Here is a 16471-nt window from a genome sequence, read left to right on the forward strand (position 1 = left end):
GGGAGACCTTCTGTGACTACGCAGATGCTCATCAGACTGGTCGTGGGCATGGGCATGACGCTGCTGGTGGTCGCGCTGGCGGCGCGGCGGGTCCTGTGGCTGTTCAAGCTGGTCACGGCGGGCAAGCCGGCGCCGGGTCACACGGACGACCCGGGCAGGCGAATCTGGACGGAGATCGCCGAGGTCTTCGGCCAGCGCCGCCTGCTGAAGTGGTCGATCCCCGGCCTGGCCCACTTCTTCACGATGTGGGGCTTCTTCATACTGCTCACCGTTTACATCGAGGCCTATGGGCTGCTCTTCCAGGACAACTTCCACATCCCGATCATCGGCCGATGGGACGCGCTGGGCTTCCTGCAGGACTTCTTCGCAACGGCCGTGTTCCTCGGGATCACCACCTTCGCGATCATCCGGTTGATGCGCAGCCCGCGCGAGATCGGCCGCTCGTCGCGGTTCTACGGCTCGCACACGGGCGGCGCCTGGCTGATTCTGTTCATGATCTTCAACGTCATCTGGACCTACGTGCTGGTCCGCGGGTCGGCGGTGAACAACGGCACGCTGCCCTACGGCAACGGCGCGTTCCTGTCGCAGCTGTTCGGCACGATCCTGCACCCACTGGGCCAGCCCGCCAACGAGATCATCGAGACGACGGCCCTGCTGCTGCACATCGGGGTCATGCTGGCCTTCCTGTTGATCGTGCTGCACTCCAAGCACCTGCACATTTTCTCGGCGCCGATCAATGTCATCTTCAAGCGGCTGCCCGACGGGCTCGGCCCGCTGCTGCCGATCGAGGCCGATGGCAAGCCGATCGACTTCGAAAACCCGCCCGACGACGCCGAATTCGGCCGTGGCAAGGTCGAAGACTTCAGCTGGAAGGCGATGCTGGACTTCGCCACCTGTACCGAGTGCGGGCGCTGTCAGTCGCAGTGTCCGGCGTGGAACACCGGCAAGCCGCTGTCTCCCAAGCTCGTCATCATGGACCTGCGCGACCACTGGATGGCCAAGGCGCCCTACATCCTGGGCGACAAGGAGTCACCCGCCGAGAACACCCCCGAGGGCGGGGTCGGCGAGGAGCTGTCCGGCGAGCAGCACGCCGAGGCCCACCACGTCCCCGAGTCCGGCTTCGGCCGCGTGCTGGGTTCTGGCCCCGAGCAGGCGACCCGGCCCCTGGTCGGCACCGTCGAGCAGGGCGGCGTCATCGACCCCGACGTGCTGTGGTCGTGTGTGACCTGTGGGGCCTGCGTCGAACAGTGCCCGGTGGACATTGAGCACGTCGATCACATCGTCGACATGCGGCGCTACCAGGTGATGATGGAATCGGAGTTCCCGTCCGAGCTGTCCGTGCTGTTCAAGAACCTGGAGACCAAGAGCAACCCGTGGGGCCAGAACGCGTCGGACCGGACCAACTGGATTGACGAGGTCGACTTCGACGTCCCGGTCTACGGCGAGGACGTCGACAGCTTCGACGGCTTCGAGTACCTGTTCTGGGTGGGTTGCGCCGGCGCCTACGACGACAAGGCCAAGAAGACCACCAAGGCCGTCGCCGAACTGCTGGCCATCGCCGGGGTCAAGTACCTGGTGCTCGGGGCCGGCGAAACCTGCAATGGCGACTCCGCGCGCCGCTCCGGCAACGAGTTCCTCTTCCAGCAGCTGGCCGCCCAGGCCGTCGAAACACTGGACGGGGTGTTCGAGGGCGTCGAGACCGTCGACCGCAAGATCGTTGTCACCTGCCCGCACTGTTTCAACACGCTGGGCCGCGAATACCGGCAGCTGGGCTCCAACTACAGCGTGCTGCACCACACCCAGCTGCTCAACCGGCTGATTCGAGACAACAAGCTGGTGCCGGTGACCCCCGTGTCGCAGGACATCACCTATCACGACCCGTGCTACCTGGGCCGGCACAACAAGGTGTATGAGGCGCCACGCGAGCTGATCGGGGCCGCGGGAGCGAACCTGACGGAGATGCCGCGGCATGCCGAGCGCAGCTTCTGCTGCGGAGCGGGCGGCGCGCGGATGTGGATGGAAGAGCACATCGGCAAGCGGATCAACCACGAACGCGTGGACGAGGCGTTGGCCACCGGCGCCGCAACCATCGCCACCGGTTGTCCCTTCTGCCGGGTGATGGTCACCGACGGTGTCAACGACCGGCAGGAAGAGGCAGGACGCAGCGGTGTCGAGGTCCTCGACGTTGCGCAGATCCTGCTGGGGTCCCTCGAGTACGACAAGGCGACGCTGCCAGAGAAGGGTACGGCCGCCAGGGAGGCCGAGAAGCGGGCGGCGCAGGCGCCCAAGGCCTCGACAGCCACGGCGCCCGCCGAAGCGCCGGCCGAGGCGCCCGCCGCGGCCGAGGCGGCCCCGAAGTCCGAGGCCACCGCGGCTCCCGCCGCGCCCGTCAAAGGGCTGGGCATCGCCGGCGGCGCGAAGAAGCCGGGCGCGAAGAAGGGCGCGCCGGCCGCCGAGGGGGCCAAGGCCGAGGCACCCGCCGCAGGCGGAGAAGCCAAGGCACCCGCCGCCCCGGCGAAGGGCCTGGGTCTGGCGGCGGGCGCCAAGCGGCCCGGTGCCAAGAAGGCGGCACCGGCGGCCGCGGCGCCCAAGGCCGAGGCAACCGCGGAAGCGACGCCCGAAGCCGAGACGACCGAAGCCGACACCGCGACCGAAGCCAAGGCACCCGCGGCCCCGGTCAAGGGCCTGGGCATCGCCGCGGGCGCCAAGCGGCCCGGCGCCAAGAAGGCGGCGCCGAAGACCGAGCAGCCCAAGGCCGAGGAGCCCAAGGCCGAGCAGCCCAAGGCCGAGGAGCCCAAGGCCGAGGCCAAACCCGAGGCGGCGCCTAAAGCGGACCCGGCAAGGCAGACCGACGGCGACGACGGACCCGAGCAGCCCCCGGTCAAAGGCCTGGGCATCGCCCGCGGGGCGCGTCCCCCCGGCAAGCGCTGACCTGCGTCTTCGCGGCTTGGCAGCAAAAATCAGTGGACAGTGGTGGCACCATTGGTGGTGTGACCACCCATCACGTGCCCCTGCACGCGTCGGCTCATCACCGGCCGCAGCGTAGTTTCGCGCAGTCGTCGAAGCTCCAGGACGTCCTTTACGAAATCCGCGGGCCCGTGCACGCGCACGCGGCACGGCTGGAGGCCGAGGGGCATCGCATCCTCAAGCTCAACATCGGCAACCCGGCGCCGTTCGGCTTCGAGGCGCCCGACGTGATCATGCGCGACATGATCCAGGCCCTGCCGTACGCCCAGGGGTACTCCGACTCGCGGGGCATCCTGCCCGCCCGCCGGGCGGTGGTCACGCGCTACGAGTTGGTCGACGGATTCCCCCGCTTCGACGTCGACGACGTCTATCTGGGCAATGGGGTCTCCGAGCTCATCACCATGACGTTGCAGGCCCTGCTCGACACCGGCGACGAAGTGCTGATCCCCTCGCCGGATTACCCGCTGTGGACGGCGTCGACCTCCCTTGCGGGCGGAACGCCCGTGCACTACCTGTGCGACGAGACACAGGGCTGGCAGCCCGACATCGCCGACATCGAGTCCAAGATCACCGACCGGACCAAGGCGCTGGTCGTGATCAACCCGAACAACCCGACTGGCGCGGTCTATACCAGCGAAGTCCTCACCCAGATGGTCGATCTGGCGCGCAGGCACGAGCTGTTGCTGCTCGCCGACGAGATCTACGACAAGATCCTTTACGACGACGCCAAGCACATCAACCTGGCCACACTGGCGCCGGACATGTTGTGCCTGACGTTCAACGGCCTGTCCAAGGCTTACCGGGTGGCCGGCTATCGGGCCGGCTGGCTGGCGATCACCGGACCCAAGGACCACGCCGAAAGTTTCATCGAGGGCATCAACCTGCTGGCCAACATGCGGCTGTGCCCCAATGTTCCGGCGCAGCACGCGATCCAGGTGGCCCTTGGCGGCTACCAGAGCATCGACGACCTGGTCCTGCCCGGCGGGCGGCTGCTCGAGCAGCGCGATGTCGCCTGGACCAAGCTCAACGAGATCCCGGGGGTGTCCTGCGTCAAACCCGCCGGCGCGCTCTACGCGTTTCCCCGGCTGGATCCCGAGGTCTACGACATCGAAGACGACGAACAGCTCGTGCTCGACCTACTGCTGCAGGAGAAGATCCTGGTTACCCAGGGCACCGGTTTCAACTGGCCGGCCCCGGATCATCTGCGCATCGTGACACTGCCCTGGGCCCGCGATCTGGCGGCCGCGATCGAGCGGCTGGGCAACTTCCTCGCCGGCTATCGACCGTAGGCATCCGCGCGGCCGCCTCTACGGTGGAGCGGGTGACGCACTTCCACTCGCACAGCACGCCGTCGGGTCCGTCCACGGTTGATCCGTTGCCCGCCAGGGTTGTTGTCGGGTTGTTGATCGCGATCGGCGTGGCGGTGGCCGCCGGCGCCGTCGTGCTCTGGCCGAGCCGACAGCACGTCGACATCCCGATGCCGCTGCAGAACGCGACCGGCGGCGCGGTGAGTACGCAGGGCGGGCACGTGCTGTCCAGCGGAGTGGGCGACTGCGGCAGCCCGTCGGTCAGCCAGGTCCTCACCGGTGCGCCGCAGCAGGCCCCGCCGGGCGCGGGACGGTGCGTTTTGACCCAGGTTTCGATCGATTCCGGACCAAACGCCGGGGCCCAGACACTCCTGGAGTCCTCCCCGGGTCCGGGTCAGCCGAAATTCGCTGTGGGCGACCACATTCGGCTCGTCCGTCAGGTCGACGACCAGGGCACCACCAGCTATGCGTTCTACGACTTCGAACGCGGCTGGGCGCTGGGCGGTTTGGCGATCGCATTCGCGGTGGTGATCGTGGCCGTGGCCCGCTGGCGCGGGCTGCTGGCGCTGGTGGGCATCGTGGTCGCGTTCGTGGTGCTGGTGACGTTCCTCCTGCCGGCGCTGCGCGACGGCGCTCCGGCGGTTCCGGTGGCGCTGGTGGCGTCGGCGGCGATCCTGTACGCGGTGATCTATCTCGCGCACGGGGTGAACCTGCGGACCAGCGCCGCACTGCTGGGCACCCTGTCAGCGCTGCTGCTCGCCGCCGGATTATCATGGGCGGCAATACAGTTGGCGCACCTGACCGGGCTGTCGGACGAACAGAACAGCACCGTCAGCGCGTATCTGGGCAGCGTGTCGATCGGCGGCCTGCTGCTCGCCGGCTTCATCATCGGGTCGCTGGGCGTGCTCAACGATGTGACGGTGACCCAGGCCTCGACCGTGTTCGAGCTTGCCCACCTCGGGGGCTCGCGGCGGGCGATTTTTTTGGGCGCCATCCGCGTCGGCCGAGATCACATCGCCAGCACGGTCTACACGCTGGTGCTGGCATACGCGGGCAGTTCGCTGCCGCTGCTGTTGCTGTTCAGCGTCGCCAACCGGTCATTGACCGACGTGCTGACCAGCGAGAGTGTGGCGATCGAGATCGCCCGCTCGGCGGTTGGTGGGATGGCGCTGGCGCTCTCGGTGCCGTTGACGACGGCGATCGCCGCGGTGCTGGCCAAACCTACTGAAATCGACTCCGCTCCAACAGGTCCAGCAGATAGCCGCCGTAGCCGGACTTGAGCAGCCCATGTGCACGCTCGGCCAGCTCGTCGTCGGTGATCCAGCCTCGCCGCCACGCCACCTCCTCGGGGACGCTGACCTTCAGGCCCTGCCGTCGCTCCAGGGTGCGCACGAAATCGCTGGCGTCTAGCAGCGAGTCGAACGTCCCGGTGTCCAGCCAGGCCGTGCCGCGGGCCATCACCTCGACCGAAAGCCGGCCCCTGCTCAGATAGATCTGGTTGACCTCGGTGATTTCGTACTCACCGCGCGCCGATTTCTTCAGGCCCTTCGCGATCTCGACCACGTCGTTGTCGTAGAAGTACAAACCCGGCACCGCATAGTTGGATTTCGGCGTCTTGGGCTTCTCCTCCAGCGACAGCGCCCTGCCGTCGTCGCTGAACTCGACGACGCCGTATGCCGAGGGGTTGGCGACCCAGTATGCGAAAACCGCTCCCCCGGTTACGGATTGGAAGCGGCTCAGGCTGGTGCCCAGGCCCGGGCCGTAGAAGATGTTGTCTCCCAACACCAACCCCACCGCATCGTTGCCGATGTGCCTGGCGCCCAAGACGAACGCCTGGGCCAGGCCATCCGGCTCTTCCTGCGCTACGTAGGTGATGTTGACGCCGAACTGCGAGCCGTCGCCCAGCAGTCGCTGGAATCCGGGCGCGTCATGTGGCGTGGTGATCACCAGGATGTCGCGGATTCCGGCCATCATCAGGGTGGACAGCGGGTAGTAAACCATCGGTTTGTCATAGACCGGCAGCAGCTGCTTACTTATCCCCGTGGTGATCGGATGCAGGCGGGTGCCCGATCCGCCGGCCAAGATGATTCCGCGCATTAATTCAGCTCCTGTTGCCGTGATCGGCCCTATTCGACGGCGTCGGCCTCGGTGAGCTCGGTGGCCGCCAGCGCCGTCGCCAGGCTGTCGTGCCGGAAGACCGAGGTGACATGGTCACGAACAACGCGGAATGCCAGCGCGTCGGTGGCCGCGCCGGGACCGTCAGGACTGCCCAGTTTTTGTTCGGCGACGACGACGCCGTCATGCACATACAGCTGGCCGAGCTGCGCTGTCGACCGGTGCGAGGTGGCCCAGTCGCGCAGCGCCTGATGGCCCTGCGCGGCGCCGTGCGCGTCGCCGATCTCGATGTCTTCGCTGGACAAGGACTCCAGGGTGGCCAGGTCAGAAGCGCTGAGTGCGTCGTGCCATGCCAGTACGGTTGCGATCTCCGATGTGGTCATGGTGTGCAAGTTACCGTGCGATCCCTCGCCTAGAGAGGCGTACGGGCCAACCAGCGCTCCCACACGGCGTCGTCACCGAACAGCTCGATGCCCGTCTCGGCCAGCGGCCGACGGCGCAGAATCGCCAGCAGCAACTCGGTCGCGCCACCGCGAAGCGCGGCGCTGCCCTTGCCGTGTTGGTGCGACCAGGTGATCCGGCCCTGCTCGACGGCGATCGTCCACTCGCCGTCGTCCCCCAACCCGGCATCGGTGGCGTGCAGATGCAGAGTGTCGCCCTCCTCGAGCGGAAGCGGAGCGCCCTCCCCACCGGCCTGGAGCGCCACCCGCTCCAGCCATTCGGTGATCCCGTCGGCGGCCACGCCCGGTTCCAGAGCGAAATCGCTGCCCAGTGCGATCGCCGCGTCGGCGCGGTGCACCGCGACCTCGTGCAGGCGGCGCCGGACCCACCAGTTCGCCGGGCGCGCCCCGAGGAAGGTCCAGACCGGTGTTTCCACACCGGTCAGCTCGACCGCGTCGATCAGCCGCTGAGCACCGCCATGCAACCAGGCAATGGCGCCGGCCGGATCGGGCGGTGGCTTGCCGCCCTCCACCGTGCGGGGATCGACGTAGCTGTCGGGTCGCTCGCGGACGATCTGTGCCGCCCAGCGATCGCCGCGACCGACGTGCCGAAATAGTTGGCGCAGGGTCCAGCCGGGGCAGGTGGGTACCGGCGTCGCCTCATCGACATCCTGAAAAAGCTCTGCGAAGGCTCGATTCTCCTCGAGGAATGCGCCGGCGAAGTCCACGCGGGTCACGCTACCCGCATGGCGTGCGCACCGGCACGCCCACAAGCCGCCTCCCCCTCCGACTTTCGCCGAAATGGTGAACGCGGCGCAGCATGCACCCCCAGCCACCGCGACACCGCGACACCGCGACACCGCGACACCGGCAAGCAGCCCTTCGCCCACCGCAACACCCGCCAGCAAGCAACCGGGTGCCCGCACCGCGACCCGCAAGTGTCGACCCGTTCTCCTAGGGTCGCGGGGCGCCCAGTCGGTATACCCGCCAGCCCGCTCGCCGCCAGCGGGCTGTTTCCAGGCAGTTGCGGCCGTCCACGATGACGCGGGCCCGCACGCGGTCGGTTAGGTCGTTCGGGTCCATCTCGACGAATTGGCGCCACTCGGTGAGCACCAGGACCGCATCCGCTCGCTCGCAGGCCTCTTCGACCGAGACGGCGTAGTTCAGAGTTGGGAACAGGCGCTGCGCGTTGTCGAGGGCCTTGGGGTCATAGACGTTCACCGCCGCCCCGTTGAGCTGCAGCTGGCCGGCGACGTTTAGCGCGGGCGAGTCACGCACATCGTCCGATTCAGGCTTGAACGCCGCGCCTAGCACCGCAACGTTGGCGCCCAGCAGCGAGCCACCACAGGCCGCGCTGGCCAGCTCCACCATCCGCGTGCGGCGCCGCATGTTGATGCTGTCCACCTCGCGCAGGAACGTCAGTGCCTGGTCGGCCCCCAGCTCGCCGGCGCGCGCCATGAACGCGCGGATGTCCTTTGGCAGGCATCCGCCGCCGAAACCCAAACCGGCATTGAGGAATTGGCGTCCGATCCGGGTATCGTAGCCGAGCGCATCCGCCAACAGGCTGACGTCCGCGCCCGCCGCCTCGCACACCTCGGAAATTGCGTTGATGAATGAAATCTTGGTCGCCAGAAAGGCATTGGCGGAAACCTTGACCAACTCCGCAGTCTGTAGATCCGTCACCAAAAATGGAACTCCAGCCTCGAGCATCGGCCCATACAGCTCCCGAACGGCGGCCTCAGCGCGGGTCGAATCCTCGTTCACGCCCAGCACAATCCGATCCGGATTGAGGGTGTCTTGCACCGCGTAGCCTTCACGCAGAAATTCTGGGTTCCAGGCGATTTCGACATGGACACCCTCCGGCGCCAGCGCGGCGGCCCGCTGGTTCAACTCGGCCGCGGTGCCCACCGGAACGGTCGACTTGCCAACCAGCACCGCCGAACTCGTCAACCGCGGCACCAGCGCATCGATGACGGCATAGACATGGCGCAGGTCGGCGCCATATTCGCCCTTCTTCTGCGGTGTGCCTACACCCAGGAAATGCACGTCAGCGAAGTCGGCCGCCATGTCGTAGTCGGTGGTGAACCGCAGGCGGTCCGCAGCCAGGCCCTCCTGCAACAGCTTTCGCAGGCCGGGCTCGTAAAAGGGAATGTCGCCCCCGGCGAGCTTGGCCACTTTGCCGGGGTCGATATCGATCCCGAGCACGTCGTGCCCCAGTGCCGCCATCCCAACCGCGTGGGTGGCACCGAGATAACCGGTGCCGAACACGGTGCATCGCATACAACCGGTGTAGGTGCCCCCAATGAGCTAACCGCGTCGCGGGGCTAAGCGAAAGGCAAACGGCAGATGACAGGTGGTCGCCGTCAGGCGCTAGTGCCGACCGAAGCCGCCATGGCCTCCGCCGAAACCGGGGAAGCCGCCGCCGCCATGGCCCCCACCACCGCCGGGAAACCCGGGGAAGCCGCCGCCACCGTGCGGCCCGCCGCCGCCACCGTGCCCGCCCCCACCAGGCGGTCCACCGAAGCCCGGGCCACCCAAGCCCGGTATCGGCAGCGGAATGGGCACCGGAATCGGCGCCACCGCGGGCGGAGGCGGAGGCGGAGCCGCCGGAGCAGGGACCTCCGGCACCGGGATAGGAGCGGGAGCCGCTGGCGCCGGGGCAGGGGCCGGAGCCGCCGGCGCTGGGGCCGGAGCCGCCGGCGCTGGGGCCGGAGCCGCCGGCGCCGGAGCGGGCGCCTGCGGAACGGCCTCGGGGGCAGGCGCCGGGGCCGCGGGAGCCGGAGCCGGCCGGGTGGGCGCGACGACGACATTCTGGTTCGGGTCGGGTCGCACATTGGCCGTCGGCCGGATGGCGATGGCCAGCGACACGACAAGCGCCACCACGCCGATGACGAAGATCCCCGCCACCGCGGATCCGACCAGCCTGAACCGGCTGCGCTCGTGGTAGTCCTCGTTGACAAGTGCCGTCGCGGCGGTCTGCGAGCCGGTGAAGAACTCGTCCGCGTCGTCGGGCACGGCGCTGTACGCGAGTCCCTCCGCGCCGGCTTCGACCGGGGTTTCGAAGTAGCCGGGCGCAATGGCGAACGGGTTGATCGCACCGGTACCGGGATCCTGCGCGTAAGCGAGCGCTGCGGTCGACGACGAGAACAGCGGAGCATGCGCCGACGCCAGGGCCGCACCGCGGGCCAGCGCAGTGTCCGGTTCCTCGGGCGCGGTCAGCGGCAGGGTTGTCGCCGCCTCCAACGCGGGCTTGATCAGCGGGATGTCGATCCCAGAGCCGACGACGAACACCGCGTCTGGACGTGTCTCCAGGTGTTCTGCGTTGGACACCATTGCGGCCAGCTGGGCGACCGCCGCCTCGTCATCCGCGGGCAGGGCCTGCCGTGAAACGTCGGTGATCGATCCGTCCGCGCTGTCGACGACCGCCAGCGTCGCGGTGTCGGGCTCGATGTACAGCAGCGCCGTCTGCGCGTAGTTGGTCCGATGGCCCACCGCCTGAGCCAGCGCCGCCGCGGCCAGGAAGGCCGAGACAAGCATCACATTTTCGACCTTGTGGGCTGCCAGCTTGTCGCGCAGTGCGGCGGCCTCGAGAGGGTCGGTGAACGTAACGCCGGTCGATGCCAGCTGATAGCCGCCTTCCGTTGCGCCCTGACGCGTCCCCAAGATGGCCGAGACTACCTGGTCCGAGGCGGCTACCGTTGCTGCATCGTCAGCCGGGGCGACGTCGAAATTGTCTTCATCGACGGTCGCACCATCGCCGTTTTCCCCCTCGACCAGCACCATCCGGACTGCGGTCGGCGCCATCGACACACCCAATACGGTGTCCAAAGCTCCTCCAATTAGTCGGTTGCTAGCCATTCACGGCGGGGACGGGCTCGTCGCACGATCCATATGGCGCGAAACCTCGCCAAGGTCCCACCGGTATTCCCCTTAAGACCCGACTTTACGCGCGTCCAGCCCTCGGGCGGTGGCCCGGGACCGGCCCGAACCGGCCTACGGCAACGGAATTTGAGTGCCCAGGTGGCGGTGCAGCCAATCATCCCAGTGTTGGTGGTCACCAGAATGCGGCGAGGGTTGCGGTGCCGGCGGGGGCGCTTGGGGAGGTGCCAGCGGGGGCGATTGCGGAGGTGCCGCCGGAGCGTCCGGTGGCGGGGGCGGCCCGGGCGGGCCTGCATCCGGATTCTGCGGGGCGACGATGTCGTTCGTGCTGACGTCCGGTCGCTGGTCTGCATGCGGCCGGATACCGAAGGCCAGAGCCAGCGCCAACGCCACCAAGCCGCCGATGAACACCACTGCCACGGCCGCGATGGTCAACACCGACTTGCGGCTGCGCCGCCGGTGCGAAGGGGGGCCGGCCAGTCGATGGGCGTCGGACGCCGGATCGTCTTCGGCGCTGTAGGCCAGTTCGACCGCAGCGGCTGAGGAAGTCTGCGCGGCCGGCATCGAGACCGTCCGTGGCGCTCCCAGGTTTGCGTTCGCCGCGGCCAATGAGGCACCCCGCGCCAGAGCCATCTCGGATTCCTCGGGCGTAGTCACGGACAGTGCTGTCGCCGCCTCGAGCGTCGGCTTGATCGACGGGATGTCGACCTCGGAGCCGACCAGAAACACCCCGTCGGGGCGCGCCCTCATCGATTCAGCACCGGAGATCAGTTCGGTCAGCTCCGCAAGCGCGGCGTCGTCGCTGCCGGGCAGCGGGTGCCGGTGCAGGTCGGTGACCGTTCCGTCGGAGGTGTCGACGATCGCCAGGGTCGCGCAGGCAGGCTCGACGAGCAGTAACGCGGTGCGGGCCCAATTGGTTGCGCTACCCATGGCCTGCGCAAGCGCCGCGGCGGCCATGACGGCCGAGACCAGCATCACGTTCTCAATCTTGCGTGCCGCCAACGCGTCTCGCAGCGCCGCTGCCTTGACGGGATCGGTCCAGCTCACTCCGCTGGATCTGAGGCGATACCCGCCCTGAGCCGCGCTGTCTCGGGTCCCGAGGATGGCCGCGACGACGTGATTTGCTGCGGCGATGGGTGTTTCGCCGTCCTCGACGGTGAAACCGTTCTGGTCGACAGTCACCCCGCCGGCGGCTTCGCCTTCGACGAGCACCATGCGGACCGTCTCAGGCGCCATAGACACGCCAAGTACGACGTCCACCGCTCCTCCAAATCGTCCAAATTGGTTGCTGCGCTATGCCAGTACAGCTACGTTGCCGCCGCCTTGGGGCCTCGCGATTCGAGGGTCAACCGGGCACCTGGGAAAAAGTTCCGGCCGCGGCCACACCCTAGTCCGCCACCCTAGCGCGCCGGGTCAGACACGCGAGCGAACCGCCAGTGCGCTACCGATGGCCGAAGCCGTGGCCACCGCCGAAACCGTGGCCGCCGAAGCCATGACCGCCACCAAACCCATGCCCCCCGCCGAACGGACCGTGACCACCGCCGAACGGTCCATGGCCGCCGCCGAATGGACCGCGGCCGCCGAACGGTCCGTGACCGCCCAAAGGCCCGTGACCGCCCAAAGGCCCGTGGCCCCCGCTGCCACCGCCCAGCCCGGGCACCGGCAGCCGAGGCGGCGGGACGAACACGGGCGGCGCCGGGACCGGTATGGGCGGAGCCGCGGGAGCTGGCGGCGCGATGGGTTGCGGCGCCGCCAATGGTTGTGGCGGTGCGATTTTCGGTTGAGCCTGCACGGGCGGGCCGGGCTTGGGTGGGGCCGGCGTGGGGGCTGGGGCGACGATGTTTTCATTGGGGCTGGGCCGTAACGCGACGGTGGGACGGATGCTGATTGCCAACGCGATTTCCAACGCCACCACCGCGGCGATGAAGATCACCGCCAGCGAGCTGCCGACCAGCATCAAGGACTTGCGCCGACGAGCGCGTTCGTCCAGTCCGATCAGGCTTTTCGTGACGGCGTCATCGTCCGCTACGGCGCTGTAGGCGACGTTGCTCTTTCCCTGGTCGACGTCCGCGGCCAGGGCCGCGATGTGGCTGCGGTATTCGGGCTGATAGCCGGGCAACAGGCCGGGATATTGTCCCGCGAGGGCCAGGGGGTCGACCTCGCCGGTGCCCGGATCCAGCGCGTAGGCCAACGCGGCTGTCGATGACGCGAACAGTGGCGCATTCGCCGAAGCCAGCGCGGCACCTCGCGCAAGCGCCATCTCTGGCTCGTCGGGCACGGACAAAGCGAGCGAAGTCGCGGCCTCCAAAACCGGCTTGATCAACGGGATGTCGACGCCGGAACCGACCAGAACCAGGCCCTCCGGGTGTGTTTCGAGCGCTTCGGCACTGGAGGCCATGTCGACGAGTTCGGCTACCGCTTGGTCTTCGTCATCCGCGAGTGCTCTGCGGCGCACCTCCGAGACCGAGCCGTCAGCGGTGTCGACCACGGCCAGGGTTGCACTGTAGGGCTCCACGAAGAGCAGCGCAGTGCGCGCGTAGTTGGTGGCGTCCCCAACAGCTTGCGTCAGCGCAGCAGCGGCCATGAAGGCCGAGACCAGCATGACGTTTTCGACCTTGTGCGAAATCAGGGCGTCGCGCAGCATCGCCGCTTCGACGTGATCGGTCCACGTCACACCCGTCGAAAGCAGTTGGTAGCCGCCGTCGGCGGCGCCTTCCCGGGTGCCGAGAATGGCCGAGATCACCTCATTGGGAGCGGTGGCGGGGCTGGCAGTGCGTTGGGTGTCGACGTCGAAGTCGTCCTCGTCGACGGTGACCCCGTCGGCGCATTCTCCTTCGACCAGCACCATGCGCACCTTCGTCGGCGTCATCGAGACGCCAAGCACGATGCCCACCACCGCTTACGCTCCTCCTGCCCAATGTTTGCTGTGGTGCCCAATATCCTCGTGGGCAACATCACTGTTTATCGGTCACCAGGAATTCGTGCCATACCAGAGTGAAAGCCGCATGCCCACTCATGTTGCTGGGCTGATGAAATTCTGGCGGGTGAGGCGGCAATCATTTGGCCGGCCTCTATGCCTCGACCCTACCCGCGTGATCTCGGCGGTGAACGCCGATTGCTGTGGGTTGGTTGGCAAACCGGACTAGTGGTGCCCGCCGCCTCCGCCGCTGTGGCCGCCACCGAAGCCCCCGCCGCCACCACCGAAGCCGCCACCGCTGTGGCCGCCACCGAAGCCGCCGCCGCCACCACCGAAGCCGCCACCGCTGTGACCACCACCGAAGCCGCCGAGCCCACCACCACCGGGAGCCGGAGCGTGGCCGCCACCGAAGCCGCCAAGCCCACCACCGGGAGCCGGAGCGTGACCACCGCCAAAGCCGCCAAGCCCACCACCGCCGGGACCACCTGCGGGAGGGGTCGGAACGTGCCCACCACCCAAACCTCCCGGGCCGTTCTCGCCAGGCGTCGGAACGTGCCCACCACCCAAACCACCCGGACCGCTACCGGGCGTCGGAACGTGCCCACCACCCAAACCACCTTGACCGGTACCAGGCGTCGGAATGTGCCCACCACCAAGACCACCCGGGCCGTTCTCGCCAGGCGTCGGAACGTGGCCGCCTCCGTAGTTACCGGGACCGTTCGGCTTGGGCGCGGTGCCCGCACCGGGGGGAGTTTGGTGCGGTGGTGACTGCGGGACGCCGACCTTCGGGGGTGACGGTGGCTCGGGGATGTGCACCGGCCGCTGGGGCTGCACCGGCTGCGGGATGGACAAGCGCGGGGCTTCCAGCATCGGGGGGCTTTCGACCGGGTTGGGAAGCGGAATGCGGACGGGCACCGGAACCGGCACCGGAGGAACCACGACGGGTACCGGAACAACCGGGGCCGCGGGCAGCGGAGGCGCAGCGGGCGGCGGAACCGCGGGCAATGGCGCCGCGACCGGGGGGCTCAACGGCTGGGGCGCGGCCGCGGGGGCGGGCGGGCTGATCTTCGCCAGCGGTTCGGACGCCTGCACCGGCGCCGGGGCAGGCGCCTGCTCGGGGACGATCAGGTGCTGGCCCGGGGTCGGCTGCAGGCCAACGGTTCCCGTCGTGCGGATACCGATGGCCAACGCGATCTCGAGCGCCAGCACCGCGCTGATCCCGACCACCGCCAGCCCGCTACCGACCAGCAGGACCGGCCGCCGCTTCGGCTGGCTTTCTTCGGAAAGGAAAAGCTTCTCGATGACTACGGTCGGTGAATCGGCTTCGTCGTCGCCCACTGCGCTGTAGGCGAGCTCGTCGTCGCCCTTTTCCTGCCCGGACGGGACATACAGGTACTCGGGGAGGGAATACTGGTCGACGGCGCCGGTACCGGGGTCTTGCGCGTAGGCCAGCGCGGCGGTCGACGAGGCGAACAGCGGCGCGTTCGCCGAGGCCAGTGCCGCGCCGCGGGCCAGCGCCGTCTCGGGCTCCTCGGCCACACTCACGTCGAGGGACGTCGTTGACTGCAACACCGGCTTCAACGGGGCGACGTCAACGCCCGAGCCGACCAGGAACAGCCCGCCCGGCAGGAGTTCCAGCTTCTCCATCCCGGCGACCATCGCGCTGAGCTGCTCGCCGGCGTCGCCGTAGGAGTCCGCGCGGATCTGCTGTTTGTAGACGTCCGGGATGGAACCGTCGGCGGTCTCGACGACCGCCAGCGTCGCACTGTCGGGCTCCACCAGCAGCACGGCGGTGCGCTCGTAACCCATTGCGCCGCCGACGTTTTGCGCCAGCGCCGCCGCTGCCAAAAAGGCCGAGACCAGCATCACGTTGTCGATCCGGTGAGCGGTCAGAGCGTCGCGCAACGCCGCGGCCTCGAGGGGATCCGTCCACGTCACACCGATGGACGACAAGTCAAGGCCGGCATCGATCGCACCCTCGCGGGTGCCCAGGATGGCGGAGATCACCTGATCGGGTCCGGTAGTGGCGGCCGCATCGTCGACGTCGGTGACGTCGAACGTGTCCTCTTCTACGGTCGCACCGTCGGCGTATTCGCCTTCCAGGACGACCATTTGGATCGATGACGGTGCCATCGACACCCCGAGCACGATATCCAATACAAACCCCTCCAAAGGTATTGCACGATGAACCATGGCCAGGCGGAGGAAAAAAACCATGGCTAACTAAGTATCGCGCACCCGGGGAACGAGAGAGCCCCGCAGAACCTATGTAGTCCGTATGAAGTTCTGATAGGAGCGCGACGGGGTCGGTCCCCGCTGGCCCTGATACTTCGAACCTACTTTGGTACTGCCATAAGGGTGTTCGGCCGGACTGGTCAGCCGCAGTATGCACAGTTGACCGATCTTCATCCCGGGCCACAGGGTGATCGGCAGGTTGGCGACGTTGGATAGTTCGAGCGTGATGTGCCCACTGAAGCCGGGGTCGATGAATCCGGCGGTCGAGTGCGTGAGCAGGCCGAGGCGACCCAGTGACGACTTGCCCTCCAGGCGCCCGGCGAGGTCGTCGGGCAAGGTGATGAGTTCCAGCGTCGATCCGAGCACGAATTCCCCGGGATGCAACACGAACGGCTCCCCCGCGGCGGGTTCGACCAAGCTAGTCAGCTCGTCCTGCTGCTTGGCCGGGTCGATGTGGGTGTAGCGGGTGTTGTTGAACACCCGGAACATGTTGTCAAGCCGCACGTCGATGCTGGACGGCTGCACCAGGCTGTCTTCGAACGGGTCGATGCCCAACCGGCCAGCGCTGATTTCGGCCCTTAGGTCGCGATCGGAGAGCAGCACGCGACGAG

At 68.0% G+C, this 16471-nt stretch carries 12 protein-coding genes; 3 read left to right on the forward strand and 9 right to left on the reverse strand.

The genetic code is table 11. The features are described from left to right. Positions 1–12: 12 nt before the first annotated feature. Genes AC5Y4F_RS15240 through AC5Y4F_RS15250 form a run of 3 tightly spaced genes read left to right on the forward strand, consistent with a single transcriptional unit; the run spans position 13 to position 5554 of the window. Positions 13–2931, forward strand: a complete 2919-nt coding sequence (locus AC5Y4F_RS15240; RefSeq protein ID WP_082947808.1) for a heterodisulfide reductase-related iron-sulfur binding cluster — start codon at positions 13–15, stop codon at positions 2929–2931. Positions 2932–2963: 32 nt separating this feature from the next. Then, positions 2964–4256: a pyridoxal phosphate-dependent aminotransferase gene (locus AC5Y4F_RS15245; RefSeq protein ID WP_067939868.1), complete on the forward strand. Its 1293-nt coding sequence runs from the start codon at positions 2964–2966 to the stop codon at positions 4254–4256. Positions 4257–4288: 32 nt separating this feature from the next. After that, a complete protein-coding gene (locus tag AC5Y4F_RS15250) occupies positions 4289–5554 on the forward strand; it encodes a YibE/F family protein (RefSeq protein ID WP_067939882.1) in 1266 nt (421 codons plus the stop codon). Here the strand turns inward: AC5Y4F_RS15250 and rfbA are convergent. The 9 genes from rfbA to dcd form a co-directional block, all read right to left on the reverse strand. Then, positions 5496–6371, reverse strand: a complete 876-nt coding sequence (gene rfbA, locus AC5Y4F_RS15255; RefSeq protein ID WP_067939870.1) for a glucose-1-phosphate thymidylyltransferase RfbA — start codon at positions 6369–6371, stop codon at positions 5496–5498. The genes AC5Y4F_RS15250 and rfbA overlap by 59 nt on opposite strands. Positions 6372–6400: 29 nt before the next feature. Further along, positions 6401–6772: a hypothetical protein gene (locus AC5Y4F_RS15260; RefSeq protein WP_067939874.1), complete on the reverse strand. Its 372-nt coding sequence runs from the start codon at positions 6770–6772 to the stop codon at positions 6401–6403. 29 nt (positions 6773–6801) lie between these two features. Continuing rightward, positions 6802–7557, reverse strand: coding sequence for a maleylpyruvate isomerase family mycothiol-dependent enzyme (locus tag AC5Y4F_RS15265; RefSeq protein ID WP_499997505.1), 756 nt, complete (start codon positions 7555–7557; stop codon positions 6802–6804). A 226-nt stretch (positions 7558–7783) separates the two neighbouring features. Further along, positions 7784–9109 (reverse strand): UDP-glucose dehydrogenase family protein, encoded by a 1326-nt coding sequence (locus tag AC5Y4F_RS15270; protein WP_499997506.1) that lies wholly within the window; start codon positions 9107–9109, stop codon positions 7784–7786. Positions 9110–9199: 90 nt separating this feature from the next. Further along, positions 9200–10657, reverse strand: coding sequence for a DUF7159 family protein (locus tag AC5Y4F_RS15275; RefSeq protein ID WP_499997507.1), 1458 nt, complete (start codon positions 10655–10657; stop codon positions 9200–9202). A gap of 165 nt (positions 10658–10822) precedes the next feature. Beyond that, on the reverse strand, positions 10823–11968 hold the full coding sequence (locus AC5Y4F_RS15280) for a DUF7159 family protein (protein ID WP_499997508.1): 1146 nt from the start codon (positions 11966–11968) through the stop codon (positions 10823–10825). 181 nt (positions 11969–12149) lie between these two features. Next, positions 12150–13604: a DUF7159 family protein gene (locus AC5Y4F_RS15285; protein WP_499997509.1), complete on the reverse strand. Its 1455-nt coding sequence runs from the start codon at positions 13602–13604 to the stop codon at positions 12150–12152. 246 nt (positions 13605–13850) lie between these two features. After that, positions 13851–15758 carry a DUF7159 family protein gene (locus AC5Y4F_RS15290; protein ID WP_499997584.1) on the reverse strand — a complete coding sequence of 636 codons (1908 nt, stop codon included), beginning with the start codon at positions 15756–15758 and terminating at the stop codon, positions 13851–13853. 132 nt (positions 15759–15890) lie between these two features. Next, on the reverse strand, positions 15891–16463 hold the full coding sequence (gene dcd, locus AC5Y4F_RS15295) for a dCTP deaminase (RefSeq protein WP_067936810.1): 573 nt from the start codon (positions 16461–16463) through the stop codon (positions 15891–15893). Positions 16464–16471 lie beyond the last annotated feature (8 nt).

Source organism: Mycobacterium sp. NGS56 (genome assembly GCF_059812425.1).